Source organism: Desulfovibrio sp. (assembly GCA_016208105.1).
GTDB lineage: Bacteria > Desulfobacterota > Desulfovibrionia > Desulfovibrionales > Desulfovibrionaceae > Fundidesulfovibrio.
In genome coordinates this window covers 163,351-190,285 of sequence record JACQYS010000017.1, presented here as the reverse complement: position 1 = coordinate 190,285, position 26,935 = coordinate 163,351, and the positions used below count along the sequence as shown (strand labels likewise).

Sequence of the window (26,935 nt, the reverse complement as noted above, 5' to 3'; positions counted from 1 at the left end):
TTCAGTTCCGGAACTGCCAGGATGCTTGTACTCGAGGGAGCGGATGTTGTAGTGGAGCGCTGTGAAAGGATGGCAAGATCATTCTTGACATCTTGTGGAATCTAAGAAATAGTCAAGATACTACATCATACTTAGGTGCCAGAGTGTCGTACAAACCATCGTTTCAGCCTCTCTACCAGCAGGTCAAAGACACCCTTCTCAAACGCATTGCTGCCGGAGATTGGCCGCCTGGCACCTTCTTGCCAAGCGAATATGCCTTGGCCAAAGAGTATGGCGTCAGTCAAGGCACTCTCCGCAAGGCCCTGAACGAGCTGACCTCCGAGGGGAGGGTTGTTCGCTACCAAGGAAAGGGCACGGCCGTGCCGACCTTCGATGCGGACCAGCATCTGTACCGGTTCTTCAAGATTGTGAACAAGCAGGGGCGCCATGAACTTCCTGTTTCGCAAATTCTTAGTGCCCGGGTGGAAAAAGCTTCTAAAGAGGTCGAAGTTTTTTTGAAATTAGAGAAAGGGGACAAGGTCTTTCGCTTGGAGCGTATCCGCGTTTTGGAAGGGGTCGCGGTCATAAACGAGCGGATCTATATGCCTTGCGCATGTTTCCCCGGCATTGAAAGCTACGGAGCGAATACGCTGCCCAACACGCTCTACGATTTTTTTCAAAAGAAATTTCAGATTACCATCGTGCAGATCTTCGAGGACCTGAAGGCTGTTGCCGCGGATGCAACGGACTCCAAACGACTCGAAGTCCCTGTCGGCTATCCCTTGCTCTCCATCCGGCGTATTGCCCTGGATCTGGAAGACAGGCCTGTGGAACTCCGGCTGAGCAGGTGCAACACTTCGGAGCATTCCTACCACATTCAACTGCGTTAGCCTGAAACATTCCTAAGCGTGAACAGCAGCTGCGGGAGCACTCCGGGCGTTGCGGCAACCAGCCGGTTCGTCTCGAGTGGGTCCGGGCGTCCGTCGATGTCGGCGATTGCTCCTCCTGCCTCGGTCACCAGCAAGGAACCAGCCGCGACATCCCAGGTTTTCAGACTCAAGACGAAAAACGCATCCAGCCGTCCTGACGCCACATAGGCCAGGTCCAACGCCGCAGCGCCAGCCCTGCGCACTGCAGCCGCATTGCGCGCCACCCGGCAGAACATCTCCAGATAGTTGTCCAGTCCTGGCCACTTGGGCGGCGGCACCACCGTGCCCACCACGGCTTCGTCCAGCCGTGGGCACCGGGACACTTGGATTCTTTTGTTGTTGCAGAATGCGCCACGGCCACGAATGGCTGTGAAGAACTCTTCCCGCTCCGGATCCGCTACGACCCCCAGCACCACGGTGTCATGCTCCTGAAGGGCCACGGAAACGCCGTAGTAGGGAAGGCCGCGTATGTAGTTCATGGTGCCGTCCAGCGGGTCCACGATCCAACGGAACGGGGACTGTCCGCTAGCGCCGCTCTCCTCGCCAACAGCGGCATGGGAGGGGAATGTCTCGCGGATACGGCCGAGAATGGCCGATTCGGCTAGGCGGTCAATCTCGGTGCTGACATCTCCAGGGCTCTTGGAAGTCTTGCCGAGTCTTTCGAGTCTCTTGCTGCCTTCAGCCAGTACCGAGCACCCGGCCCGAACAGCGTCCATGGCCACGTCCATGGCTGTGTCCAGATCGAGTGGAGGCATGTTCATCATGGTGTCACCATCCTGGCAGACAGTGTATCACAGCTTCAAAAGGCCTACAAAAAGTAAAGAATAGCGGGAAGGTATAAAAATGTGGAGCTTGGTGTCAGGTTTGGTTGAGTTGGGGGGGGCCACATCGTACTGGTCAGCATGGACGGCCCTACCCCCTTGGGTCCCGCAGCCTGGCTCAGGGGCTGGCGCCGTGAATCGCCAACACGGCTGGAATCAGCGCGGAGATGATTCTGCGAAACCACTACGACAGCACCCGCATGGGCCCATCATACTCAGCTTCGGGAGCTCTAGGCTCAAGGAAGGCGGCAGGGTAATTGTGGGGATCAAGGAGCAAAAATCGTACAACATGTCGTTAATGAAAACGGGCTACGGCGTGTAACCGTAACCCGCTGGATTTGCTGGTCGGGGCGAGAGGATTTGAACCTCCGGCCCCCTGCGCCCAAGGCAGGTGCGCTGCCAGGCTGCGCTACGCCCCGACCGGAGACGTGATCCCTAGAGAATTCTCGCGACTCTGGCAAGTGATGTGAGCATGCGGTCGGGCTTTGATCAATTTTCATCAGAAGACGGAAGATATGTTGCCGGCGCAACCCCAGCAAATGAAATCAGCTCCTTTCCTGGATAAACGACTAAGCATGGCTTTTCACTTACTGTTCCATGAGCTACAGGTTCACCATGTACGGCCACCCATTGCTCTCAGCCCTGCTCGGGCAGCTCGACTCGCTCGAGCGTTCCGCCAGGGAACTTCGCATGCCCCTCCTCGCCGGCCAGACCGAGGCCTTGCGGCAATCCGTGATTGGGGTTGTGGCAGAGAGGTCGGCCCTGGAGGAAACCGCGGCCATAGCCGTCATGAAGGCCAAGCGCCTGGAGATGGGCATTGAAGAAAACAGGCGGCGCTACGAAGAAACTCTGCGTTCCTTCGAGCGTTTCCGGCAGGGGTTCGAGATCATCGAATCGTTACGCAGCCTGGATGAATTACCGGACATGCTGGAGAGACTGCGTGGGCTTTTCAAGGTGGGGATGTTTCGGCTGTACATGGACCAGCACGAGTACGGGAAATACCTCCCCAAAGGTTTCCCGCTGCTTGACTCCGAAGAGTTGCGGGCCATGGCCGGGAGCATTCTGTCCGCTGGTTCTAGAAGTTACGTTGGTCCGGCCTTGCAAGCTCCCCCGGGGCTTCTGACCCCGGCTGAAGCCAGACGCTGGGGGTCATGCTACGCCTATCCCCTGGAAGACCGCTTTCACGAAGGACAATGGGCCGGCCTCATCCTGCTGACGGACTTAAGTCCCGACCGCTACCGCTTGGACATGGCCACGGATTATATGGAGCACTTCAGCGATGCCTTGGCCAGCGCGGTAGTGGACGTCACGGACCGGCGCAAGGCCGAGGAACTGCGAGAAGACGTGGAATTGATCACCAGGCACGACCTCAAATCCCCCCTGTCCGCGATTCTGACCCTGCCGCAGTTTTTGCTGGAAGCCGACAACCTGACCGACCGCCAGAAAGAGATGGTCCGGCTCATGCTGGTGGCTGGCCGGCGCATGCAATCAATGATAACCCTTTCCCTCTCGCTCTATCGCATGGAGCGGGGCACCTACGAACTTGCGGCGGACTCACTGGACCTGGCCGCATTGGTTCGCTCCATATGGGAAGAGGGAGGAGGCCCCTACCGCTCGGCGCGCATGGGACTGGATCTTCAGACGCCAGAGCCGCAGTTCTTTGTGCTCGGGGAGGAACTCCTGTGCTACACCATGCTGGCCAACCTCATAAACAATGCCCTGGAAGCGTCCAAACCCGGTGAGACCGTGGCGGTGCGGCTTTTCCGGGAAGAAGGCTGGGCTGTGGTGGAGGTGGCCAACAGCAGGGATGTGCCTGAGGAGATCCGGGAGAGGTTCTTTGAGAAGTACGCTACCTGGGGCAAGCAAAGCGGAACGGGGCTGGGGACCTACACGGCCAGGATGATCGCCGAAGTGCACGGCGGGAGCATCGAACTCCACACGGGCATGGGCCAGGGAACCATTGTGCGGGTACGTCTGCCCGACGGCCCTAACGGCCGCCCGTAAGCAGCGAGTACACCGGAGGCGCAAACCGCTTCAGCATCCACGCCACGCCCAGTGTGGCTGCCATGGTGGCCACGGCCAGGAAGAGGACGTAGCCCAGTTGGGCGGGGGAACTGTCCGGAGAAACCATCCAGCTGGTCCAGCTGGCGATGAAGGACAGGGCCGGCTCGTGCAGCAGGTAGATGAAGAAGATATAGGGGGAGAGCAGAAAAATTGCTCGCTTCCAATTGGTCTCTCCCCTCTCGTCCTTTCCATCATTCCCACCCCAATGGACCTTCCCGGAGAGCAACCACACGGCTACCGCGCCTACCAGTACGCTGGCTCTCCAGGCAGGGTAGCGCCAGATGGTTTCGGTTCCGGATATCTGGATAGTTGAACTGACAGCGACTAGGCCGATCCATCCCAGGCAGACCGGCCAGATGTAAGGCCTGAGTCCGTCCAAATCCGTTCGTTTTTCGGCCAAGAGCCCGCCCAGATAGAAGAAGAAAGCCCCACTGAACTCCAGGGGGATGCCTTCCTGCAGCATGAAATTCCAGCACAGCCAGAAGCCCGCCAGACCAAGATACGGCAGGCGGCGGATGACAAAGGAAATCCCGGGGGCCAGCAGGAAGAGGATGAACAGGTCACGTAAAAACCACAGCGGGTAGATGAGGGGCAGCCCGTTCAGGCCGAAAATAAGGCCCACAAAGCCGCGCTCCTTGACGTAGGTGGTGCCGCCGATGCCGGGAATGCCCCCCTCCACCAGGATGAACACCACCCAGAAAAGATTGGCCAGGAGAAAGGGAAGCATGATGGTTCGGAAGCGTTTGACAATCAGGCCTGGGTATCCTCCCAGGCCGCCATCATAACGCAGGAAAAGCAAGTAGCCGGACATGGCGAAATACAGGGGGACCGCGGTCTGGAATACGTGGCGGCAAAAGACATTGAGCACCGCCTTGGCCAGAGGGGCCTCGGCCGCAAGGGCGAACAGGAGGCCTTTCTCCGTGTGGATGCACACCACCGCGAGCATCAATAGAGAGCGCAGGGCGGTCAGGCGGCGGGATGTGGCGGCGTCTACCAGGGGTGCGGTCATGAAAAAAGCCGGTCGAGGGCAAGATATTAGGGTGTTGGCGCCGCTGCTTACCGGGTATCCTCGGCAGAAGCCTGTTCGCCGGTCAGTCCGAACCGGCGCTGGCGGCTGGCGTAGGCTTCGAGGGCCAAATCCAGCTGCACCGAATCGAAGTCCGGCCAGGCAACGTCGGTGAAATAATACTCCGCGTAGGCGCTTTGCCACAGAAGATAGTTGCTGATGCGGATTTCGCCGCTGGTTCGGATGACCAGGTCCGGGTCAGGCTGGCCGGCAGTGAAGAGCTCGTTGGAAAACCGCTCCTCCGTGACCTCTTCGGGTTTTGCCCCCTGCTCAATAAGACGCCTGCAAGCCCGAAGGATCTCGGCGCGGCCCGAGTAGTTGAGCGCCAGGTTCAGCGTCATGGCAGAACATTTGGCGGTCTTCTTGAGCACATGCTTGAGCACCTGGCGCACGGCAAAGGGGAAATCCTCCAGCTCTCCAAGGACGTTCAGGCGGATGTTCTGCTCCAGGAGCGACTTAAGCTCATTGTTTAAAAAGCGCACCAGAAGGTCGAAGAGGGTGCGGACCTCATCCTCGGGCCGTTTCCAGTTCTCTTTGGAAAAGGTGTAAAGCGTCAGGTGCGACACGCCAATTTCCCGGCAGCGGGTCACCAGCCGTTTGGCGGCCTCGGTGCCGGCCTTGTGCCCTTCGCTGCGCGAAAGCCCGCGCGCTTGGGCCCAGCGGCCGTTGCCGTCCATGATGACGGCCAAGTGGCGTGGAATTGGGCGAGAAGTGTCAGACATCGGCGTTTCCTGCTGAGTGAAGAGCGCGGCCCCCAAGGCGGATCGTCTTGGGGGCCAAAAACTCGTTGGGTGAGAGCCTGTGGCGGCCAAGGGGGTACGCCCTTTGGAATCCCCTTCCACGTGGCGTCTTGGGTTCACCGCCGCTTTGCACGAAAGGAAGGGGCAACGTCCGCTAGATCTCCATGATCTCCTTCTCCTTCCTGGCTAGGCTCTGGTCGAGCTTGGTCACATAGGAGTCGGTGGTTTTTTGGATGTCGGCCTCGCCTTTGCGCAGGTCATCCTCGGAGATGGCCTTGTCCTTCTGGAGCTTTTTCAAGGCGTCGTTGGCGTCGCGTCGGATGTTGCGCACAGCCACCTTGGCTTCCTCGGTGTATTTCTTGGCCACCTTGACCAGATCTTTGCGGCGATCCTCCGTGAGGGGAGGGATGCCGATGCGGATGATCTTGCCGTCATTGACCGGGGTGAGCCCCAGGTCGGATTTCAGGATGGCCTTTTCCACCAATCCGAACGCGGCCCGGTCCCAAGGCTGGATGGTGATGGTCCGGCTATCGGGCGTAGAGAGAGAGGCGATCTGGTCGATGGGGGTCAGAGTCCCGTAGTAATCCACTTTCAGCCCATCCAAGAGGGTCACGGAGGCCCTTCCGGTGCGCAAATGGGAGAATTCCTTCTCCAAGGCGGCCACGGCCTTTTCCATGCGGGTCTTGGCGTCCTTGAGCACGGTATCCATGCTGCTCTCCTTATTCCACGGTTGTCCCGGCGGTCTGGCCGGTAACGACTTTTTTCAGGTTGCCCGGATCGAACATGTTGAAGACCACAATGGGCATGTTGTTGTCCATGGCCAAGGACACGGCAGTGGAGTCCATGACCTTGAGCTGCTTCTCCAATACGTCCATGTAGCTTATCTTGTCGAATTTCACGGCGTCGTCGAACTTTTTGGGATCCTTGTCGTAGATGCCGTCAACCTTGGTTCCCTTGATGATCACCTGGCTCTTGAGCTCCATGGCCCGGAGGGCGGCCGCGGTGTCGGTGGTGAAGTAGGGGTTGCCGGTGCCGGCCGCGCAGATGACTGCCCGGCCTTTCTCCAGGTGCCTGATGGCGCGGCGGCGGATATAGGGCTCGCAGACTTCCTGCATGGTGATGGCGGAGAGAACACGGGTAGAAAGCCCGAGTTTTTCCAGGGCGTCCTGCACGGCCACGGCGTTCATCACGGTGGCCAGCATGCCCATGTAGTCGGCGCTGGCGCGGTCCATGCCGGAGGCCGAGGCCGACATCCCCCTGAAGATGTTGCCCCCGCCGATGACCATGGCCAGTTCGACGCCAAGGGAGGCCGCTTCCACGATTTCCTTGCAAAAGGCGCTAACGGTTTCAGGATCGATTCCGAAGCCTTTGGGCCCGGCAAGGGCCTCGCCGGAGAGTTTCAGGAGAATGCGCTTGTAACGAAGATTTTCCATGTGAACTGATCCTGGAAAGATGGGGCCAGCGCCCCATGCCCCCGTCAGGGCATAGCCCTGGATTCGCCGGGGAAATGATGTGTCTTGATCCGTGCCAGTCACGGGTTTGAAGACGCTTGTGTGCGCCAACTCCCGCATTCTGGTCGCCGTGGCCAGAGTCCCGCGTACAAGGGGGCGGCGCTCTGGCCTCCTCACGGAATTCCCATGAACGACGCGAAGCTATTTAAAAGTTTTTGCAAGGGAGCGCGAGGGGAAAGTTTCGCAAAAAGTCCCGCCCGCGGATTCACCAAAAACAGTTCCCCAAAAAAAACGGGCCTTGCGGCCCGCTTTTTGCGTTATTCTTCGGTGGCGTCTTCGCCCAGCTGCATGCGGACGAATCGGCCGATTTGGATGTTCTCTCCAAGTGTTGCCACAAGGTTCTTGAGCAAGTCCTGGATGGTGAGCTTGTCGTCCTTGATGAAGGGCTGCTCGAGCAGGCACACTTCCTTGTAGTACTTCTTGATACGCCCTTCGACGATCTTCTCGGCAATGTTGTCGGGTTTGCCTTCGGCCTTGGTCTGGGCCATGTAGATGGCCTTTTCCTTCTCCACCACATCGGCGGGGAGCTGCTCGGGCGAAACACACAGGGGATTGGCAGCAGCAACCTGCATGGCCACGTTCTTGGCGAATTCCTGGAAGTTTTCGCCACGGGCCACGAAGTCGGTCTCGCACTTGATCTCCACCAGAACGGCGATCTTGCCGTTGGAGTGGATATAGGAACCGATGACGCCCTCGGAGGTGGCGCGGCCGGCCTTCTTGGCGGCCTTGGACAACCCCTTCTCGCGCAGCCAGGCAACAGCCTTTTCGGCGTCGCCGTTGCAGGCTTCCAGGGCCTTCTTGCAATCCATCATACCGGCGCTGGTCTTGTCGCGCAGTGCCTTGACCGCGCTGGCGCTGATCTGAGCCATGATTACTGAACCTCCTGTTCCACGGCCGCTTCGGCCTCGGCTGCAACTTCAGCTTCAGCCGCGGGCTCGGGCTTCACTTCTTCTTTCTGCTCGCGTGCTTCGGCGCCCTGGTCCTTGCGGGAGGCTTCGCCTTCCAGGCAGGCGTCGGCCACGCAGGTGACGAAAAGCTTGATGGCCCGGATGGCGTCGTCGTTGCCGGGGATGATATAGTCGATGACATCGGGATCGCAGTTGGTGTCCACGACAGCCACAACCGGTATGCCCAGCTTGCGGCATTCCTGGACGGCGATCTCTTCACGCTTGGGGTCGATGATGAAGGCGGCCGTGGGCAGCCCGTCCATGTCCTTGATGCCGCCCAAGGTAGCGTTCAACTTGGTGACCTCGCGGCCATACATGGAGATTTCTTTCTTATGGTAGCGCTTGTGGATGGAGCCGTCTTCGAAGGCGGTCTCCAGCTTCTTCAAGCGGTCGATGGAACCGCGGATGGTCTGGAAGTTGGTGAGCATGCCGCCCATCCAGCGGTGGGTGACGAAGAACTGGCCGGAACGCTCGGCCTCTTTCCTCACGGCTTCCTGGGCCTGGCGCTTGGTGCCGACGAAAATGATGCGTCCGCCCTGGGCCACGGTGTCAACCAGGAAATCGTGGGCCTTCTGGAACAGCTTGACGGTCTGCTGCAGGTCGATGATGTGGATGCCGTTGCGGGCGCCGAAGATGAAGGGGCGCATTTTGGGGTTCCAACGGCGGGTCTGGTGACCGAAGTGAACACCGGTCTCCAGAAGCTGCTTCATAGTTACGTAGGCCATGTGGCCCTCCTTTGGGTTGTTCCTCCACACCGGGGTCCATCCTCCGGCCCTTGCGGGCACCCTCGGGGAGTTTCCGGCGTGTGTGAAGTTAGAAAGCAGGACTAGCTACGACGATCGGTCCGCTTTGGCAAGTGGGAATTTCCATCTCTGGTGCTTTTTGCTCACAAGAAGGTGGGCGTAGCCTTGGAAGGTGAGGATTCAGCCGAGAACTGGGACAGCGGAAAGGCGTAGGGATCCGTCTCCGCCGTGCCGCCGTGCGTTCTAGAGAGAGATGACCAGCGGCACCACCACCGGGTCGCGCTCCAGCACCTTGCGGAAGAAGCGGCGCAGCGAGGAGCGGATACGCTCCTTCAACTTGTCGGGGTTGCCGGGAGGTACGCTGTCGATGGTGTCCAAGATGACACACTTGGCGTCTTCGAGCACATGGGAATACTGCTGTTCGAACACGAAACCCTTGGATATGAGGTTGGGCCCGATCATTATTTCGCCGGTCTTGTCGTCCATGACCAGCATGACCACCACCATCCCCTCGCCGGCCAGGAGCTGCCGCTCCTTGAGCACGCTCTGCCCCACATCGCCCACACCCTTGCCGTCCACGTAGACCTGCTCCACCAGGATGGAGTCCTCCAGGCGTATGCCCCCTTCCTCCAGGAAGGTTATGGGCTGGCCGTCCTCCACGATGATGGCCCGCTCCGGGGTAACGCCGTGCTCAAGGGCCAGGCGGCGGTGCTTGACCAGATGGCGGTATTCGCCGTGCACCGGGATGAAGAACTTGGGGCGCACGGTGTCAAGCATGATGGCCAATTCCTCGCGGTGGGCGTGGCCGGATGCGTGGATGGCCTGCACACGGTCATACAGAACTTCCGCCCCCAGGCGGTAGAGCTTGTCGATGAGCTTGTGGATGGCCCGGATATTGCCTGGAATGAAGCGGGAACTCATGAGCACCAAATCGCCGGGCTGCACCTTGAGCTGGCGGTGCTCTCCCGCGGCTAGGCGTGAGAGCGCGGAAAGCGGTTCGCCCTGGGAACCGGTGACCATAAGCACGGACTTGTCCAGGGGCAGCCCGGGCATCTCGTCCATGGAAGCCCACACTCCGGGGGGCATTCGCAGGTACCCCAGGTCCCGGGCCAGCTCGATGTTGGTGGCCAGGCTCTTGCCGTTGACCGCCACTCGTTTGCCCGTGTCGTGGGCCAGGTCGAATATTTCCTGCATGCGCTGGATATGGCTGGAGAAAAGCGTGACGATGATGCGCCCGGTGGCTTGGCGGAAAATTTCGCCCAGGGATTTTTTGATCTCCATCTCGGTCAGGGCGAAGCCTTCGCGTTCCACGTTTGTGGAATCCGAGAGCATGCACAAAACCCCGGGGTCGGAGAAGGAGCGGAAGGCGTCCAGGTCGGTCTGGTGGCCGTCCAGGGGGTAGCGGTCGATCTTGAAGTCGCCTGTATGAACGATGCGCCCGGCCGGAGTCTCTATGCCAAGGCCGAAACTCTGAACAATGGAATGACACACCTGGAAGAAGTTGAAGGCGAAGGGTCCAATCTCCACGCGGTCGTTTTGTTTCACCGGGCGCAGGTCCGCGAACTTGAGGAGGTCGTGCTCGTCGAGCTTCTTGGAGACCAGGGCAAGGGTGAAGGGCGAACCGTAGATGGGGGCGTCCACATAGGGCAGAAGCCAGGGCAGGGCGCCGATATGGTCCTCGTGACCGTGGGTGAGCACGATGGCCTTGAGCTTTTCCTTGCGGGCCAGGATAAAGTCGAAGCGAGGAATCACCACGTCCACGCCGAAGAGGTAGTCCTCGGGGAACATGAGGCCGCAGTCCACCAGGACCATGCTGTCCCCGGAGCCGATGAGCATGCAGTTCATGCCGATCTCGCCAAGGCCGCCCAGGGGGTAGATGGTCACACCGGACATGAGTTTCTCTCCTGGTAGGCCTCGTCCATAAACTGCTTGAACCATGCCTTGAATTGTTCACGCTGCTTGATGGTGAAACGCTCGGAAGGGTCGAACGGTTCCAGGGCCTCCACGCGGACCTCTCCGGGTTTTGGCAGCCAGGATCCACGGGGCAGAACGGGCCATGTCCCGGTGATGATGACCGGGGCCACGGGAATCTTGCATTTAAGGGCCATTATCATGCCGCCGATCTTGAATTCACCCAGTTGCTCGCAGTCGTTCGAGCGTGTTCCCTCCGGAAAGATGAGCACGGAGATTCCCCGTTTGGCCGCCTCCACCGCGTCATCGATGGACTTCATGGCCTTGCGCGAGTTTTCGCGCAGAATGGGGATATGCCCGGTACGAAGCATTGCAGGGCCGAACAGAGGAATCTTGAACAGGCTTTCCTTGGCAACGAAGCGCAGGTTCCAGTGCTTGAGAACGGCGAACAGCACCAGGATGTCGAATTGGCTCTGGTGGTTGGCCATGAATACGTAAGGCGCGGCCGGATCGAGCCGGGACAGGTCCACATGGACACGTACCCCGGCGAGGCAGAGGCCGATTCTGGCCCACTGGCGTTCAATCCAATGCGCCAGGCGAGCGTTCTCCCCGACCCCGGCCGTGAGCCAGCACAAGCTGGAGATCACGGCCGTAAGGGGCGGAAAGATAAGGATAAAGAGAGTTCGATGGAGTATTGCCATCAAGGGCGCTACTCGGTTTCCTCGATGTCGTGATCGTGATCACAACCGCAGGCGGATTCGATGGACAGCACGATTTCGGTTGCGTCGCGGAGTGCTCCGGACAGGTCCTTGAGTTGCGACGGGGTCAGGCCCTCGGCGTCAAGCATGTCGGCAGCCTTGAAAACGACGCGCAAGGCGTTTTCCAGGAGCAGATCCTGGGGATCAATTTCAAATTCTTCCACGTGATTCTCCAAATTAGGATGTATGAGATGGGAGCAAGACAGGGGGGTCTGTACCCTCGACGGGGGCAAAAATCTAGGCCTCGGGGGCCAGGTGGCGCTTTATGATTTCCAAGTCCTGAGGGCGAGATTTCACGCCAAGCGACACGGAGTGCCCGTGTACATGGAAGGTTGAGTCCGTAATCTCCACATAGCCGGCTGAAATCACGCTGGAGTAGGGAACGAGCTCGCGCATCTCGCCATGGCTTATCCTGCCGGGAAACAATATGGGAGCGGGTTGTCCGGCGAAATCCTCAAAAATGATGTACTTCATGGAACGGCCTCCGGAAGATTAGGTAGGCTGTTTCATGGAAGATGTCGACAGTTCCGGCCAGCTGACACTGACTGTTGGGTCGGGTCTTTGAGGCTTAGCCACGCAATCACGTGAAGGCGTGTGCGAAAAACGGCGATTTAAAGCGAAATGTAATGCAATGGCCCTTTACAAGTAACGCAACAGAGCATAATGACATTGGGCTGTGCAGCGAGAGTGGAAAGAAAACATCCGCATTTCAAGAGTTTAAACAATGAATCAGGTTCCAATGAATCTCCGCCGACTGGTGGAGGACGTATTGCCCAAAGGGTACCAGGTGGCCAAGACCGGCGAGGAACTCCCCGCCGGAGGGTACGAATATTTCTATGTGCTGGATCCTGCCAAGCGCCGCCGCACCTTCTCCCACGCCACCCCCACCCTGGATGAACTGTACGGGGAAATCCGCAAACTTGCTGTTGAAGTCCGCCGCCTGGACTACTGGAAGCACAAGTCAGAGATCACCGATGCCGACATCGACGCCCTGGTGGAGAGCGTATGCACCAACATGCCCAAGTTCAAGGGGCAGCGCTGGGGCTATGCGGAGTCAGGCCTGACCACGCCTTGCTGCGGCACCAATATCCCGGCTGGAAAGTGGTGGATCCACGAGGATGCCGGAATGCTGGGCCAGTTCGCTCCGATCGCTCAGGCGGACGGTTCGCCGGACGTGGTGTTCATGGACGCCGCGGATTTCGCCCGCTACCTGATTGAGCGCAAGGAATCGCGCTTCGAGCGTTCCGTCAGGCAGTAGCCTAGACGTTGTCAAAGACTGATTTCAGCGCCGGGTGGTGATCCACCCGGCGTTTTTATTGGTAATAATCGGTTTGGCACGGAGCCGAGGGGTCTTTCCTGCCTCGAATGAGCTTGCGGCCCGATGGTGTCCAAACCGGCCTTGCGGCTTGCGTCCCTTCCGGGTATGTTCCGCGCGTTTTGGAGGCTCTTATGCGTAAGCTCGCATTGATGCTCATCTTCTTGATTTTGGCTTGTCCCGCATGGGCTTTTGCCCAGGCCAAACCCAAGCTCTTCAAGATCGCCATCCTGGAATTCGACCCGGTGACCACCGAGGCTGAAAAAGAGAACCTGGGCCGGGTTTCGGCCGAGTTTCTTCTCACGGCTGCCGTGAATTCCGGTTCGTTCGGTGTCGTGGAGCGAGCGGCCCTTAAGAAAGTGCTGGACGAAATGCAGTTCGGCCAAGGGTCCAACTCTCCGGGCACTGCGGCCCAGGCCATTGGCTCCATGGTCGGGGCCCAGGGGGTGCTCACCGGGTCGGTGGCCAAAACCGGCAATTCGGTTCGCCTGGACGCGCGGCTTGTTGATGTGGCCAGCGGCAATATCGTGGCCGCCCGCAGCGCCTATGCCAAATCCGACCTGCGCTCCATAGCAACTGCCGCGGAGTTGCTTGTGGGACAACTGGAGGGCGACCTGTCGCGGTTGACCCCTCCGGAACCCAGGCAGGAAGCCGCATCTGGGGTGCCTGCAGAGACGAAGCCTGGCGAGAAAAGCAAGGAAAATCAAGGTGATGTCATCCAGGGAAAGCAGCCCGATCCCCAGACGCAGAATCCCTGATGCTCCTCTGCACTGTACTGCATTAACTGTGGCTCGCACTGCAACATTACAGCAGTGACATGTTGTGTTGCTTACGGAACTGAAAAAAATGGTTGCATACGCCCTCCCTGGTACGTTAGGGGTTTCTCGTCTTCATTGACGTGAACGTACCCTGCCAGCCAGGAGGATCAGGGCTCACGCACTGGGCTGGAAATCGGCCGACAGTGCGGGCTCAAGCCAAGATGCCAACCGGCTATTAGCCGCCAAGGAGATCGACGGAATGCGCAGATGGACGGTGTTCGTAGCCGCCTTTACCATCCTATCCATGCTCTTCCCAGCCGACATTGTGCTGGCCAAATCCAACACTACGGATACGAAGAGCACAAAGCAGGCTCAGACCTCCTCCAAATCCTCCAAGCATAAAACATCCGCTTCCAAATCCTCCAAGAAGGAGGACAAGAAGCATTCTCCTTCCAAGCTGGTCGCGAAGGACGCTCCCAAGGTCCAGGAACAGTCCAAGTCCAAATCCAAGGGCAAGAAGCGGATGGAGGCCGAAGCGCCAGCCAAGCCCAAGGCCACTCCCGTGCCGGATTCGTACAAAGGCGAGTTCGGGGTGGATACAAAGGCCGCAATGGTCATGGACATGGAAACCAGCAAGGTACTCTTCGCGCAAGAACCTGACGCTGCCATTGCGCCCGCATCCCTTACCAAAGTCCTCACGCTCTATCTGGTCAACGAACGCCTCAAGGCCGGGACCATGCGCCTGGATGAGGCCATTCCCGTAACCCAGGAAGCCAGCCATGCCGGTGGGTCCAACATGCGGTTGAAGACCGGAGAGAACGTCACGCTCGATGACCTCATCAAGGGCATCGCCATTGCTTCGGCCAACGACGGTTGCGTGGCGTTGGCCCAGTACCTCGGCAAGGGCGACGCCCAGCCGTTCGTGGATGAAATGAATCGCAAGGCCAAGGAACTCGGCATGGCCAGTTCCCAGTTCTTCAATCCCAACGGCCTGCCCGCCGAGGGTCAGGTGACCACGGCCAGGGACATGGCCGTCCTGGCCCAGGCCTATCTCAAGCGTTTTCCGGAAAGCCTATCCATCCACTCCATGACCGAGTTCATGCACAACAACCGCGTGCGCCATAATTCCAACTCGCTGCTGGGCAAGGTTGAAGGAGTGGACGGGCTGAAAACAGGTTTCGTCTGCGCTTCCGGTTTCAACATCGTGGTCACGGCCAAACGCGGAGACACCCGTCTGGTGGCCGTGGTGCTCGGGGCCAAGAACCGCCGGGTGCGCGAACGCGAGGCAACCCGCTTGCTTGAGGAAGGCTTCAAGATTATTGCGGCCGAGAAGGCCATGCCTGGCAAGCAAGTGGCAATGAATCCGTAGACAACGCCGCCATATTCGGGAATCCGGGCGTCCGGCCATACGGCTGGACGCCTTTTTTGCTAGGGAGCATCCATGAAGAGCATCAATCCCGCCACCGGAGCGGTCGTTGCGGAATATGACGAACATACCCCGACCCAGGTTGAACAGATTCTTTCCGCCAACCAGATGGCCCTGCACTGCTGGAGGAACCACAGCCTGAGCGAGCGCGCCGCCTGCCTGCACAAGGCGGCGGAGCGCATGGCCGAGCGGTCGGAGGAACTGGCCGGACTCATCACCCTGGAAATGGGCAAGCCCATCGGCGAATCCTTGTCCGAAATGAAGCGATGCGTGAACGTGTGCCGCTTCTATGCGGACAACGCCGAGGAGATGCTTCGCCCGGAGAAACCCGCGGGGGCACCGGAAGACGCAAGCGTTGTGTTTGACCCTCTGGGCGCGGTGTTGGCCGTCATGCCCTGGAATTTCCCCTTTTGGCAGGTGCTTCGCTGCGCCGCGCCGGTGCTCATGGCCGGAAACTCCTTTCTTCTCAAGCACGCCCCCTCTGTTACAGGCTGTGCTTTGGCAGTGCAGGATATTTTCGCGGGGTGCGGCTTTCCGCCAGATCTCATGCGCACGCTCATCCTGGCGGAAGAACGTGTTGCTTCCGTGATCGCTGACCGGCGTGTGCGCGCGGTCAGCCTGACCGGCTCCTGCCGGGCCGGGGCAGCGGTGGCCGCCCTCGCCGGAGCCTCGCTCAAGAAAGCTGTGCTGGAGCTTGGCGGGTCCGATCCCTTCATCGTGCTGGCTGACGCGGATATCATCCAGGCCGCCACGGCCGCCGTGGGGGCGCGTTTCTACAACGCGGGGCAGACCTGCGTGTCGGCCAAGCGGTTCCTGGTGGAGCGGCCTGTGGTGGGCGATTTCATCGAACGGATGGCTCACGGGGTGGGGCTTCTCAAAATGGGCGATCCCACCCGTCCCGAGGTTCGAATCGGACCCATGGCCCGCGACGACCTGCGCCGCAACCTGGAGCGCCAGGTGAGCGAGTCCGTGGCCATGGGGGCGCGGGTGGTGTTGGAGGGCGGCCCTGAAGCAGGGCCGGGGTTCTATTTCAGGCCGGTCATCCTGGCGGACGTGCGCCCGGGAATGCCCGTGTTCGAGGAGGAAGTTTTCGGTCCGGTGGCCAGCATCACCACCGTGAGCGATGCCGAGGACGCTTTGCGATTGGCCAATAGCACCCGGTTTGGCCTTGGTGGCAGCGTATGGAGTTCCAACGCGCGGCTGGCGCGCAAGATGGCGGGGCTTATCGAGGCCGGAACCGTGGCCGTGAACGCCCTGGTCAAGTCCGATCCCCGCTTACCCTTTGGCGGAGTGAAGGATTCAGGGTTCGGCCGCGAGCTGGGCCGCCATGGGCTCATGGAATTCGTGAGCGTGAAGACCCTTCGCATACCCTGAGGCGAAGACACCGGGCAGATTATCCAAAAGAACGCTGGGCTCAATTTTGGGGTTGCCGCGCCACGCTGGCGCGGATGAAAACATGGCAAAAAGTAAACGGCTCCGGGAAGTATTCCCGGAGCCGTTTTTGTCTGGCACGTAAGAACTTTCAGGCGATGCCAGGCGGGCAGCGCAGGAGAAGGGCAGTGCTCCCAGCCCTTCCGGCAATGGGTCTTGGCTAATGGGTCGTCTTGGCCTTGGAACCTTCCGCGGGAGGCGACTGCTGCAGCTTGGCGATGAAGTCCTTGACCTGGTCCATCTGCTTCCAGTTCACGAACATTTCCAGCCAGTCGTCGAAGCTCAGCAGTTTCTGCTCAAGGTAGCCCTCGTGTCCCTGAAGCCAGAGCGAAAAAAGATGCATCTCGATGCGGAAGGGCCTCGAATCCAAGGTGCGCGAGACCTTGCCGGGAGGATACTTCTCACCGTCGAAGATGCGGCACACGAATGCGCCGACATTCTGGCATGAGGACTCATACGTAAGTTCCTTGCCGGTGCTTTCTTCAAGAAGAGGGGCGAGGTCGGGATGTGCTTTCCGACACTGCTCAAGCTCCTCCTCCGGTATTTCCAGGAAGGTCTTTCCGTCACGTTCCTTGGTGAAATAAAATCTCGCCCAGTGTTCGAGGATGAACACGCGGAAGATGTCTTTGATGATGATTTCGTCCTGGTCGATCATATGCGGCAAACTCCTTGTCATGAAGGTCTTGGTTAAAGTCTGTGGCAGCGCACGAAATGGCCCGGAGTCGCCTCTTGCCATGGCGGGGGCGCTGTCTCGCAGCTTTTGTCCGCCTCGGGGCAGCGCGGAGCCAGGGCGCACGGGCCTTTCTGGGCGCGGGCCACTTCCTGTATCTCCCGTGCGGCGGCCTTGGCCCTGGGATCGGGGGCTGGAATGGCCGCCAAGAGCATCTGGGTATAGGGGTGTAACGGCGCGGCGTATAAGCTTGCTGCAGGCGCAAGCTCCACCAGCCTGCCCGCATACATCACAGCCACCCGGTCGCTCAAGTGGCTGACCACGGCCAAATCGTGCGAGATGAACAGATAGGTGAGCCCCAGGCGGTTCTTCAAGTCTTCCAGAATGTTGATCACCTGCGCCTGGATGGAGACGTCCAGGGCGGATACGGGCTCGTCGCACACCACCAGCCTGGGGTTTAAGGCCAGGGCCCGGGCGATTGCGGCCCGCTGGCGTTGCCCGCCGGAAAACTGGTGCGGGTAGCGTCCGGCATGTTCCGGGGTGAGCCCCACCATGTCCAGGAGCTCAAGCACGCGCTCCTGCCTGGACGGCCTGTCGCCGACTTTGCGGGCGACAAGACCCTCGGCTACCGACTCGGCCACGGTCATGCGCGGGTTAAGCGAGGAAAAGGGGTCCTGAAAGACCATCTGGGCCATCTCAGGCATCTGGCCAGGCAGGTCAGTATCGTCCCAGAGGTCGCGCCCATCCAAAAGAATATGGCCGCTGCTGGGGGGCTCCAGGCGCACGGCCAGACGGGCCAGGGTGGATTTCCCGCAGCCGGATTCGCCTACCAGCCCCACAGTCTCCCCTTGGGCCACGGCCAGGTCCACCCCGGCCACGGCCTCCATTTCGACCCTGGCGCTGAGGACGCCGCGCCTGGTGAAATAGGTCTTGCGGACGTCCCGGAACTCCAGAAAAGCGCTCATGCCTTGCCCTCCCCGGAGAAGAGCCAGCAGCGGACCTCCCGGCCGGGTTCCGGACGAAACACAGGCGGAATATCGGACTTGCACTGTTCGAAGGCGTGGGGGCAGCGCGGGTGGAAATGGCACCCGGCTGGCAGGGCAGTGAGCGGGGGCACCGCGCCCTCTATGGGCCTTAGGCGTTCGTGGCGGGACCCGAGCCTGGGCAGTGATGCCATGAGCCCTTGGGTGTATGGGTGCAGCGGCCCGTCGAAAAGAGCGTTCACGGGACTGAGCTCCACCAGCCTGCCCGCGTACATCACGCCCACCCGTTCGCAGGTCTGGGCCACCACGCCCAGATTGTGGGTGATAAGTAGCATGGCCAGGCCGTGCGCTGTGGCCAGCGAATGCAAAAGCTCGAGGATCTGCTTCTGGATGGTCACGTCCAGGGCAGTGGTGGGCTCGTCCGCGATGAGGAGCTTGGGGCCGCAGGCCAGAGCCATGGCGATCATCACCCGCTGGCGCATGCCGCCCGAGAGCTCGTGGGGATAAGCCTCAAGGGTTTCCGCCGGCTTGGGCAGCCCAACCTGGGAGAAGAGCTCGAGAGAGCGTTCCCGCGCCTGATGTGAGGAAAAATTGTTGTGCAGCAAGAGCGGCTCGGCCACCTGCCTGCCCACCCGCATCACCGGGTTCAGCGAAGTCATGGGCTCCTGGAAGATCATGCCGATCTGGGCGCCGCGCACGGCCCGCAGCTCGTCCTGGGACATGGCCGCTAGATCGCGCCCTTCGAACAGGGCCCGGCCGCCGGTTATCCTTCCGGGAGGCGGCGTGAGCCCCAGGATGGAGAGGGAAAGAACGGTCTTTCCGCACCCGGATTCGCCCACCAGGCCCAGGGTTTCGCCTTGGTCCAAAGTGAAGCTCACCTCGTCCACGGCGGGAGCCGGGCCGTCGGAGGTGTCGAAAGCGGTGCTGAAGTTTTCGAGTCGCAGGAGGGGTTCCATTTTTCCCTTGTGAGCCTCGCGTCAGGCCCGTACGCTTAAGACTTTCGCGGATGTATGGCAAGGAGGCCGGATAAGGTGATGAGGTATGCAATTGTCGGCGGCGGCTTGGCCGGATGCGAGTGCGCCATGGTTCTGGCCAAGGCGGGCCACAAAGTAACGATATTTGAGATGAAGCCCCAGCGCATGAGCCCGGCGCATTTAAGCCCCGATCTGGCGGAGCTGGTGTGCTCCAACTCGCTGCGTTCGGACGAACCCGATGCGGCCATAGGGCTTTTGAAGCGTGAGATGGAGAGCCTTGGAAGCATCGTCATCCAGGCGGCCCGGGCCACGGCTGTTCCGGCTGGCAAGGCCCTGGCCGTTGACCGGGATCTGTTCGCCGCACACGTCACCGGGTTGATCGGGGCTGAACCGAACATCAGCGTGGTTCGCCAAGAGGTGTCCTCCCTGGACGATCCGGCCCTGGCCGGGTTCGACAAAATCATCGTGGCAGCCGGGCCCCTGGCCTCGCCCGAGCTCTCCGAAAGCCTGGGCGCGGCCATCGGCGCGGGAAGCCTCTATTTCTACGACGCCATCGCACCCATCGTGTTCGCCCACTCCATCGACAGGGACAAGGTCTTCTCCCAGTCGCGCTGGGAGGAGGGCGAAGGCGATTATTTGAACTGCCCCATGGAGAAGGACGAGTACACGGCCTTTCACCAGGCCCTTCTGGACGGGGAGAAGGTGGCGGCCCGCGAGTTCGAGAAGGAGATCCACTTCGAGGGCTGCATGCCGGTTGAAGCCTTGGCCGAGCGCGGGTTCAAGACCCTGGTGTTTGGGCCGCTAAAACCGGTTGGACTCACGGACCCGAAGACGGGCAGGCGGCCGTATGCCGTTGTGCAGTTGCGTCCGGAGAACGCCCAGTTGACCTGCTACAATCTGGTGGGCTTCCAGACCAAGCTCAAATACCCGGAGCAGGAGCGGGTCTTCAGGATGATCCCCGGACTTGAGAAGGCCGAGTTCGCCAGGCTGGGGTCCATCCACCGCAATACATATGTGGACGCGCCCAAGGTGCTCACGCCGGAACTTGAACTGGCGGCAAGGCCCGGAGTGTACCTGGCCGGGCAGATCACCGGGGTTGAAGGGTATGTGGAGAGCGCCGCATGCGGATTATGGCTGGGGCACCACTTGGCGCACGGGCTAACTCCCCCGCCGGAAGAGACCGCGCTCGGGGCGCTTCTGGCGCATCTCAGGCGGCCGGTGAAGAAGTTCCAGCCTTCGAACGTGAACTACGGGCTTACGCCCGAGCTTACCGAACGGGCCAAGAAGGATTCGAGGAAGGCGCTGTATGCCGCGCGGGCCAGGAAGGCGTGGGAGGAATGGAGGAGTGGCCCCACTGATGCGGACACGTAGCCACGGAGATTGATGGACCAGGACAGTGAGTAGCTAAAGGCGACATGAACGGTGGTGCAAGGGGTTAACTCCCCCCCACTCCAGCTAATGTCTCCCCAATCTCCTCCAGAATCCTTTCCGCCATCTCAACCGGCTTTTCCGCCTGGCTGATGGGCCTTCCCACCACCAGATAATCCGACCCGGCCGCGATGGCCCGTCCGGGCGTCATCACCCTGGTCTGGTCGTCCTTGGTTTTGTGGTCCGAGGGCCTAATTCCTGGCGTAACGATAAGAAAATCATCCCCATACACGCGCCTGAGCATGGACGCTTCCCGGGCCGAGGCCACTATGCCCCCGCACCCGGAGGCCAGGGCGATTCCGGCCCGGACCTCCACCAGCTTCTCGATGGAACCCGGAAAGCCGAGTTCGGCCAGCTCTTCCGACCCGTAGCTGGTCAGCACCGTCACACCGAGCACGGTCGTGTCTCCTGCCTCGGCCACGGCGGCCCTGGTCACGCTGCCAACATGGGCGTGCATGGTGGCCATGTGCACCCCGCGCTTGGCGGCCTCGCGCATGGCCAGCCCCGTGGTCTGGGGGATGTCCAGGAATTTCAGGTCCAGCATGAGTTTGTGGCCCGTGCCAATTATGCGGTCCACCAGACCGAACCCCTCGGCCAGAAAGAGCTGCAACCCAACCTTGAAATAGCCGATGGTCCCGCCCAGGCGGTTCACCCAGTCGAGGGCCTCGGCACCGGTGGGAACGTCCAGGGCGAAGATCACCCGTTCGCGGAGCGGAATATCCCGGATGATCATACCGCGAATCCTATAAGCGATGCGAATGAGCGCCCCTCGCCCGTGTGCAGCCGCCTGTCCCAGATGAGGTTCTGCACGGCCCACCAGTCCTCGGGCAGGCCAAGCTCGCGCACCCGGCGCACCATGCGGCTTAAGCCCTCCCAATCGGGAGAGGATGAAGCGGTCTCCGCTAGCGCCAGGGCGTTCACCCGCTCCATGAGATCGTTTCGCTCAAATCCGCTGCCGGTGCTCTGGCGTAAAAACGTCAGCAGAAGCTCGCGTTGCTTGGGTGAAAGATCGAGTCCCCACACGTAGGCCCATGACAGAGAGTCCCACATCCCGGCCCAGCGTGGTGCCAGGGTCATGGTGGTCTGGGCTTCCTGAATTTCGGTAATCAGATTCGCACCGCAGGACATGCGTTCGACGGCCTGGATCCAAAGGTTGTCCGAGGCCTGAACCGCGAAGGCGTCGGCCAGGGCCTGGCGTTTGTTCACGGGTAGTTCCCGGGGGATGAAGGTCGCGTCTCCCCCTGGTCCGCGCACAGTGACGGGTATGTTCAGCGGATCGACCAGGGCGGGAAGACCCGCCGTGGCTCCATCGGCTGTTGCGCCCGGATGGTGTCCGGTTGTTGGAGCGTCCCATGTCCAGCGAACCTCATCCACGCCGCTTTCCAGGGCCCAGGAAATGCTGGCAGTGCCTTCCGTGGGAGATGAGGCCTTTATGGTCACACTGACTCCAGGCCAGCATGCCTGAGCGGTCTTTCCGCGAGCCGGCAGGCGTTTCTCTGCCCAGAGGGTCAGCAGGGCCTGTGCGGTAAGAGACGCTTCGGTTTCGCGGCGGGGGACCACCATGGTGCGCCAGACATTCTTGCCGTCGCCCAATTCGGGCAGGTTGGATTCAGCGGTTTTAAGAATTGGCAGGATCTCCGGCTCCATGTCCGGGCCGCCGGTGCGCGCGGCCAGCTCCATGGCCCTCAGAGCGTAGGTGAGCCCGTTCACCGGCTCGATGCGGGAGATTTCGTCGAAGAACCAGGCGCAGCTGGCAAGCGAGGCCAGGCCCCACTGCTGCATGGCCAAAAGCTTCCAGGCCACGGCCTCTTCGGCAGGGGGCAAGGATTTGCGGAAGTGGAGCTTGGCGTAGGCGTCCTGGTCCATGAGCCCGGCCAGAACCTTGCCGTACTCCGTAAGCGCCGCCCTGGGGTCGGCAAAGCAGGTCGCACCGCGCTGGAAGTAGTGCAGGTCGGCCATCTCCTTCATGCGGGACAGGGCGTGGCGCAAAGGCCCCCTCCAGCGCTGGTGCCAGCCGGGGTGCCCGCCGTCGGTGCAGCCGCAGTTGGACTGCCAGCGCTCCACACCGTGGGCGCAGCTCCAGGCCGAGGGCTCGTGGAGGCGTATCTGCTCTTCGGGCGGATTGGCGGCAAGGAAGGAGGCGAAATTCGTAAGGGCAAGCCCGTCGCGGCGGTGGTTGGCCTGGTCCAGCACGAAAGCCAGGGCCATCTCGCCGAAGGTGAAGTGGTGGCCGTAGGTCTCGCCATCGGTTGCCAGGGCCAGAAGACCGGGGCTGGCCGCCTGGGAGAGCCTGCGCCAGAAAGTCTCGCCGTCAGCCAGCAGGTGTTCGAAGGCCACGGCCTGGGACAGGGGGCCGTCGTAGAAAAACACGCTGATGCTTCGCCCTGATGGCAGCTTCACCAGATAGGGGCGCCTGATGTTCAGGCTGCCCTGGTCCACCGGGGTCCAGTGGCCGTTGGTGAGCGGGCCCACAGCCTTGGCCTGGCCCGGAGCGAGCACGGTGAAGGCGATGCCGTTGGCCGCCAGGACTTCCAGGGAAGCTGTGTCCACGGCGGTTTCGGCCAGCCACATGCCCTCGGGAGCACGGCCGAAGCGGGCCGTGAAGTCGTCCACGGCCCAGGACACCTCGAGTTCCTTGTCAAGCTGCGAGGCCAGGGGCAGTATCTGGTGGTGGTAGACCTGGGCCATGGCGTTGCCGTGTCCCAGGCGGGCCAGGCTGGCCTTGTCCGCTTCCACCATGAGGCGCACCGTGTCCGGGTAGGCCGTGGCCATCCAGTTGAGCAGTGTGGGGCCTGCGTTGAAGGATATCCATTCGTAGCAGTTCATCACCTCCGCGATGCGTCCCGCCCCGTCCAGTCGTCTGGCCCGGGCCAGGGGCGCGTAGGACTCGCGGGTGATGCGCTGGTTCCAGTTCAGGCTGGGTGCGGCGCTGCCCTCGGGGAGAATGGTATTCAGCCAGGGGTCCTCGCGGGGAGGCTGGTAGAAATGGCCATGGATGCAGAGGTGTTTGTCCATGGCCTGTGCCATAAACGTTTTGTAGGCCTTTTGGTAGAGGTCAGGTGGGTCGTTGCCGCCAGGGCTTGCCCATGGCCCGGGCCAGCACCCCGGCCAGGTCCACGAATTCCACGGGCTTGGCCAGGTAGTCGTCCATGCCAGCGGCCAGGAAACGCTCGCGGTCACCCGGAAGGGCGTGAGCAGTGAGCGCGATGATGGGGATTCGCGCCTTGTCGCCCAGGGCCGGAGCCGTGCGGATGGCTTTCGTGGCGGCCATGCCGTCCATCTTGGGCATCTGGATGTCCATGATCAGACAGTCGAAATCCTCCTGGGCCAAGGCCTTCAACGCTTCGGCTCCGTTTTCCACTATTGTGGCCCGGTAGCCCAGGCTTTCAAGCATATCCATTGTCATCACGGTGTTTATGGGGTCGTCCTCGGCCAATAGCACCCGGGAACCAGGCAAGATCGCTCCCGGATGAGCTGGGGCCTGCATGGGGGCTTCGGTCCCCATGGGGGCGACGCGCACGGGCATGGAGAAGAACACGGTTGTGCCTGCTCCGGGTTCGGTGTCTATGCCAAGGGTGCCTCCCCACAGGGTCACCAAGCGCTTCACCAGGGCAAGCCCGAGTCCGGCTCCCTGGTAGAGCCTGGTATGGGAACCGTCCGCCTGGGTGAAAGGCTCGAAGACCTTGCCGAGTTTGTGGCTGTCGATGCCTATGCCCGTATCCTCCACGGCGAACAGAAGAGTGGAAACCCCGAACTTGTTCTGTTGCACGCCATCCACTCTCAGAGTCACCGTGCCGTTTTCGGTGAACTTCACGCCGTTGCCCACCAGGTTGAACAGCACCTGGCGAAGCCTCCCTCCATCGCCCATGAACGTACGCGGCAAATCGGCATCGGATTCCACAGTGAGTCTTACGGACTTGGCCTGGGCTTGCCGCAAATAGAGCTGGGCGATCTCGGCCAGGATGTCCGCCGGGGCGAAAGGAGTCAGACTGCACTGCTGGCCTCCCGACTCCAGGCTGGAGAGGTCGAGGATGTCTCCCAAAAGGGTCAGGAGCGACCGGCCGCAGTCCAGGGCGTTTTTCACCCATCCCTGCTGGCGTGTGTCGAGATGGGTTTTCTCCAGGAGCTGGAGCATGCCTAAAACGCCGTTTAAAGGGGTGCGGATTTCGTGGCTCACGTTGGCCAGGAATTCGCTTTTGGCGAGGTTGGCCTCCTCGGCTGCCTCCTTGGCTGCGACGAGCTCGCGCTGGGTCTTGAGCTGTTCGGTTATGTCGATGGCCACGGCAAGAACCACACGCTCGCCCGAAGGGTCTTCGGTGAGCAGCGCATCGAGGAGTATCTGTCTGGTTCGACCCTGGGCGGTACGCAATTCGGCCGGGAGCCGCCGTAAAGGCATGCCCACCCACAGCTGCTCCAGGCGGTCGCGATCCACGGCGAGGACTTCTGTGGCTGGTGTGGAGACCAGTTTTTCCCTGGAAAAGCCGGTCTGGTCGCACAGGCTGCGGTTGACATCGCTGAACCAGCCGTTCGGGGCCAGCGAGAACATCATGACCGGGGCCGACTCGAACATCTGGCGGTACCATGTGCGGCTCACCCGCACGAGACGTTCGCGTTCGTCCAGGGACTCCATCATCTCTCGGATGGAACGTGCCAGCGAGGCAAACTCTTCGACTCCGGAGTAGGCGGGCCGTTCACCCTGTTTCAAGGCCCGGGCGATGAGCGCAACCGGGCGGGAAACCGTCCGCTGCGAGAAGTACAAAAATCCCGCCAGAGCCAGGACCAGAAGACCGCCTGCGCCCAGGTACATGTGACGGATACTGCCGGACAGCTGCTCGTAGTCGCTGGGATTCTCCACCAGAATCACGCGCCATTTCCAGAGGCTGAACTCCAACTGGTAGGTGTTAAACTTCAGCCCGCCGATGTCCGCCAAAACCAGTTTTTGCGTTTCCAGTGGGAGCGCGGGCAGCTTGTCCGGGGAGTCCAGCCCATGGCTCAGCAGCACGGCGCCCTCGGCATCCGTGAGGACCGCCTTGATGTCGGTGAGGCGCAGGTATTTTTCCAGCCGGGAAAGGGCCCTGGCCTTGGTTACCCGTACTTCAGACGGGTCCGAGAGTTTTCCGGAACTGGCCAAGTGGTCGTACGTGTTGCCCAGAATGTCTGATATCTCTCGGCCGTAGCTTTTCAGGTCGCGTTCGGTGCGTTCGTGGGCGAACCGGGAAATGGCACCGAGCACGAAGATCGTGAGGAATCCCCACAAGAGGAGCACCCCGACGATGACGGGCAGGGCCAGGCGGACCGAAAGGCGGTTGAGCACGTGCTACCTCGCAATGGCCGGTTTGGCCGTACGCATTTCATCGGGCCAGACAATCTCCCGTTTGCCTTTTTGCCATTGAAGCGTGAGAGGGAACTGGCGCAGTTGCATGCCGGACGGGTCCACTCCGTAGCGGCCCAGGATGGTAACGGTTTCCAGCCCGGTCAGAGACTGCCTGATTTTGTTTTTGTCCAGAGATTGTGCCTTGGCCACCGCTGCCTCAAGAATCTGGCCTCCGGCATAGGATGAAGCCGCCATGGAGTCGGGGTCTTGCCGGTAGGCGCTCCGGAACCGTTCCACGAACGCTTCCCCGCCCGGGAAGGCCTTGGCGATTCGGATCTCCCAGGGGACGGTGGTGAAAGTGCCGTCCATCTCGCGGCTGGAAAGGTCGCGGAGGGCCTTGTTGATTCCCTGGCTGGAGGAAATGTAGATGGCTTTGGGTTTCCAGGTGGACCGCCTGAGCAGGCGAACGGCCTCGGCACAGCCTTCCTGGCTGCCCCACACTGCCACTGCGTCTGGTTTGACCCTGGTGATCTGGTGCAAAGCCCCCGGGAGGCCTTTGACCCCCGTGGAAACCTTCATGGCCAACTCCAGCCCGTAACGTTTGGACCATTTGGTTGAGTTTTCCAGCACGGCAGCGCTCATGGGGTGGTCCGCCACAAGCAGCGCCACCTGTTCGAGCCCTGCTTTGGAGATGAGTTCGAAAAAACCGGCCGACCATTCAGACAGGGGGGACTGAACCCCGAAGGACAGGCCCTTGCCGCTCTTCCATAAGGCGTCCGAGGCGCCAACAGGGAACACGCAGGGGGTTTGGGATTCTTCAAGGGTTGGGATGATGGCCAAAACCAGGAACGTGTTGTCCGGACCAAGGAGCAGGTCGACTTCCTTCTTGGCGATGAAATCAGCGTAGGCAGCGGCGGTCTTTGCCAGATCCGAAGCGTCGTCTTTTACCACCAGCTCAACCTTGCGGCCCAAGATGCCCCCCCTGGAGTTCACCTCCGCCACCCAGATTCTGAGGCCCTTCTCGTACATATCGCCTGATGAACCGTACTCGCCGCTCAAGCTCGCTGATACTCCCACCCTGACGGGGCTGTCCGTTTGCACGGCCTGAGCTCCGGCGACAAGGGCGGCAGTGGCGGCCAGGATAAACAACAAGAGGATACGCACGGA

General features: G+C 60.9%; 25 protein-coding genes and 1 tRNA gene. 7 read left to right on the top strand and 19 right to left on the bottom strand.

The features are described from left to right. Positions 1–143: 143 nt before the first annotated feature. Complete coding sequence (locus tag HY795_09585; protein ID MBI4805474.1) at positions 144–869, top strand: GntR family transcriptional regulator; 726 nt, start codon at positions 144–146, stop codon at positions 867–869. On the opposite strand, the gene HY795_09580 is transcribed toward HY795_09585, so the two are convergent. Together HY795_09580 and HY795_09575 are read right to left on the bottom strand one after the other, a co-directional pair. After that, positions 866–1,672 carry an inositol monophosphatase gene (locus tag HY795_09580; protein MBI4805473.1) on the bottom strand — a complete coding sequence of 269 codons (807 nt, stop codon included), beginning with the start codon at positions 1,670–1,672 and terminating at the stop codon, positions 866–868. The two genes, HY795_09585 and HY795_09580, sit on opposite strands and share 4 nt — an antisense overlap. 399 nt (positions 1,673–2,071) lie before the next feature. Beyond that, positions 2,072–2,148 (bottom strand) — tRNA-Pro (locus HY795_09575). 196 nt (positions 2,149–2,344) lie between these two features. Between HY795_09575 and HY795_09570 the strand changes: the two genes are divergently transcribed. Then, positions 2,345–3,733, top strand: a complete 1,389-nt coding sequence (locus tag HY795_09570; GenBank protein ID MBI4805472.1) for a HAMP domain-containing histidine kinase — start codon at positions 2,345–2,347, stop codon at positions 3,731–3,733. Here HY795_09570 and HY795_09565 read toward each other — a convergent pair. The 10 genes from HY795_09565 to HY795_09520 form a co-directional block, all read right to left on the bottom strand. Then, positions 3,717–4,802, bottom strand: coding sequence for an acyltransferase (locus HY795_09565; protein ID MBI4805471.1), 1,086 nt, complete (start codon positions 4,800–4,802; stop codon positions 3,717–3,719). The two genes, HY795_09570 and HY795_09565, sit on opposite strands and share 17 nt — an antisense overlap. A 47-nt stretch (positions 4,803–4,849) precedes the next feature. Further along, on the bottom strand, positions 4,850–5,581 hold the full coding sequence (uppS, locus tag HY795_09560; GenBank protein ID MBI4805470.1) for a di-trans,poly-cis-decaprenylcistransferase: 732 nt from the start codon (positions 5,579–5,581) through the stop codon (positions 4,850–4,852). Positions 5,582–5,753: 172 nt separating this feature from the next. Beyond that, positions 5,754–6,308, bottom strand: coding sequence for a ribosome recycling factor (frr, locus tag HY795_09555; GenBank protein ID MBI4805469.1), 555 nt, complete (start codon positions 6,306–6,308; stop codon positions 5,754–5,756). 10 nt (positions 6,309–6,318) lie between these two features. Further along, the gene (locus HY795_09550; protein MBI4805468.1) at positions 6,319–7,032 is read right to left on the bottom strand and encodes a UMP kinase; all 714 of its coding nucleotides are present in this window, start codon (positions 7,030–7,032) and stop codon (positions 6,319–6,321) included. Positions 7,033–7,367: 335 nt separating this feature from the next. Beyond that, a complete protein-coding gene (gene tsf / locus HY795_09545) occupies positions 7,368–7,979 on the bottom strand; it encodes a translation elongation factor Ts (protein ID MBI4805467.1) in 612 nt (203 codons plus the stop codon). Between the two features lie 2 nt (positions 7,980–7,981). Next, on the bottom strand, positions 7,982–8,782 hold the full coding sequence (gene rpsB / locus HY795_09540; protein ID MBI4805466.1) for a 30S ribosomal protein S2: 801 nt from the start codon (positions 8,780–8,782) through the stop codon (positions 7,982–7,984). A gap of 261 nt (positions 8,783–9,043) precedes the next feature. Next, positions 9,044–10,693, bottom strand: coding sequence for a ribonuclease J (locus tag HY795_09535; GenBank protein MBI4805465.1), 1,650 nt, complete (start codon positions 10,691–10,693; stop codon positions 9,044–9,046). After that, positions 10,681–11,412: a 1-acyl-sn-glycerol-3-phosphate acyltransferase gene (locus tag HY795_09530; GenBank protein ID MBI4805464.1), complete on the bottom strand. Its 732-nt coding sequence runs from the start codon at positions 11,410–11,412 to the stop codon at positions 10,681–10,683. Before HY795_09530 ends, HY795_09535 begins: the two co-directional genes overlap by 13 nt. A gap of 8 nt (positions 11,413–11,420) precedes the next feature. Next, on the bottom strand, positions 11,421–11,633 hold the full coding sequence (locus HY795_09525) for a hypothetical protein (GenBank protein ID MBI4805463.1): 213 nt from the start codon (positions 11,631–11,633) through the stop codon (positions 11,421–11,423). Between the two features lie 73 nt (positions 11,634–11,706). After that, a complete protein-coding gene (locus HY795_09520; protein MBI4805462.1) occupies positions 11,707–11,943 on the bottom strand; it encodes a hypothetical protein in 237 nt (78 codons plus the stop codon). 265 nt (positions 11,944–12,208) lie between these two features. Here HY795_09520 and HY795_09515 point away from each other — a divergent pair, with 265 nt between their 5' ends. From HY795_09515 to HY795_09500, 4 genes are all read left to right on the top strand, one after another. Next, a complete protein-coding gene (locus HY795_09515; GenBank protein MBI4805461.1) occupies positions 12,209–12,727 on the top strand; it encodes a hypothetical protein in 519 nt (172 codons plus the stop codon). Between the two features lie 191 nt (positions 12,728–12,918). Next, positions 12,919–13,542, top strand: coding sequence for a hypothetical protein (locus HY795_09510; protein ID MBI4805460.1), 624 nt, complete (start codon positions 12,919–12,921; stop codon positions 13,540–13,542). Between the two features lie 259 nt (positions 13,543–13,801). Then, positions 13,802–14,911 (top strand): D-alanyl-D-alanine carboxypeptidase, encoded by a 1,110-nt coding sequence (locus HY795_09505; GenBank protein ID MBI4805459.1) that lies wholly within the window; start codon positions 13,802–13,804, stop codon positions 14,909–14,911. A gap of 72 nt (positions 14,912–14,983) precedes the next feature. Then, on the top strand, positions 14,984–16,342 hold the full coding sequence (locus HY795_09500) for an NAD-dependent succinate-semialdehyde dehydrogenase (GenBank protein MBI4805458.1): 1,359 nt from the start codon (positions 14,984–14,986) through the stop codon (positions 16,340–16,342). A 217-nt stretch (positions 16,343–16,559) separates the two neighbouring features. Here the strand turns inward: HY795_09500 and HY795_09495 are convergent, their stop codons facing one another. Genes HY795_09495 through HY795_09485 form a run of 3 tightly spaced genes read right to left on the bottom strand, consistent with a single transcriptional unit; the run spans position 16,560 to position 19,008 of the window. After that, positions 16,560–17,054 (bottom strand): hypothetical protein, encoded by a 495-nt coding sequence (locus HY795_09495; GenBank protein ID MBI4805457.1) that lies wholly within the window; start codon positions 17,052–17,054, stop codon positions 16,560–16,562. A gap of 32 nt (positions 17,055–17,086) precedes the next feature. Further along, a complete protein-coding gene (locus HY795_09490; GenBank protein MBI4805456.1) occupies positions 17,087–18,034 on the bottom strand; it encodes an ABC transporter ATP-binding protein in 948 nt (315 codons plus the stop codon). Beyond that, entirely contained in the window at positions 18,031–19,008 is a 978-nt protein-coding gene (locus HY795_09485; GenBank protein ID MBI4805455.1) for an ABC transporter ATP-binding protein, read from the bottom strand. The genes HY795_09490 and HY795_09485 overlap by 4 nt, the downstream gene beginning before the upstream one ends. Positions 19,009–19,086: 78 nt before the next feature. Between HY795_09485 and trmFO the strand changes: the two genes are divergently transcribed. Next, positions 19,087–20,397, top strand: a complete 1,311-nt coding sequence (gene trmFO, locus HY795_09480; GenBank protein MBI4805454.1) for a methylenetetrahydrofolate--tRNA-(uracil(54)-C(5))-methyltransferase (FADH(2)-oxidizing) TrmFO — start codon at positions 19,087–19,089, stop codon at positions 20,395–20,397. A 64-nt stretch (positions 20,398–20,461) separates the two neighbouring features. Here the strand turns inward: trmFO and pyrF are convergent, their stop codons facing one another. From pyrF to HY795_09460, 4 genes are read right to left on the bottom strand one after another with little or no spacing between them, the layout of a single operon-like run. Next, a complete protein-coding gene (gene pyrF, locus HY795_09475; protein MBI4805453.1) occupies positions 20,462–21,187 on the bottom strand; it encodes an orotidine-5'-phosphate decarboxylase in 726 nt (241 codons plus the stop codon). Next, positions 21,184–23,469 carry a DUF3536 domain-containing protein gene (locus tag HY795_09470; GenBank protein ID MBI4805452.1) on the bottom strand — a complete coding sequence of 762 codons (2,286 nt, stop codon included), beginning with the start codon at positions 23,467–23,469 and terminating at the stop codon, positions 21,184–21,186. Before HY795_09470 ends, pyrF begins: the two co-directional genes overlap by 4 nt. Positions 23,470–23,509: 40 nt before the next feature. Then, positions 23,510–25,768 (bottom strand): response regulator, encoded by a 2,259-nt coding sequence (locus tag HY795_09465; protein ID MBI4805451.1) that lies wholly within the window; start codon positions 25,766–25,768, stop codon positions 23,510–23,512. Positions 25,769–25,771: 3 nt separating this feature from the next. Continuing rightward, positions 25,772–26,932 carry an amino acid ABC transporter substrate-binding protein gene (locus HY795_09460; protein MBI4805450.1) on the bottom strand — a complete coding sequence of 387 codons (1,161 nt, stop codon included), beginning with the start codon at positions 26,930–26,932 and terminating at the stop codon, positions 25,772–25,774. Positions 26,933–26,935: the final 3 nt, after the last annotated feature.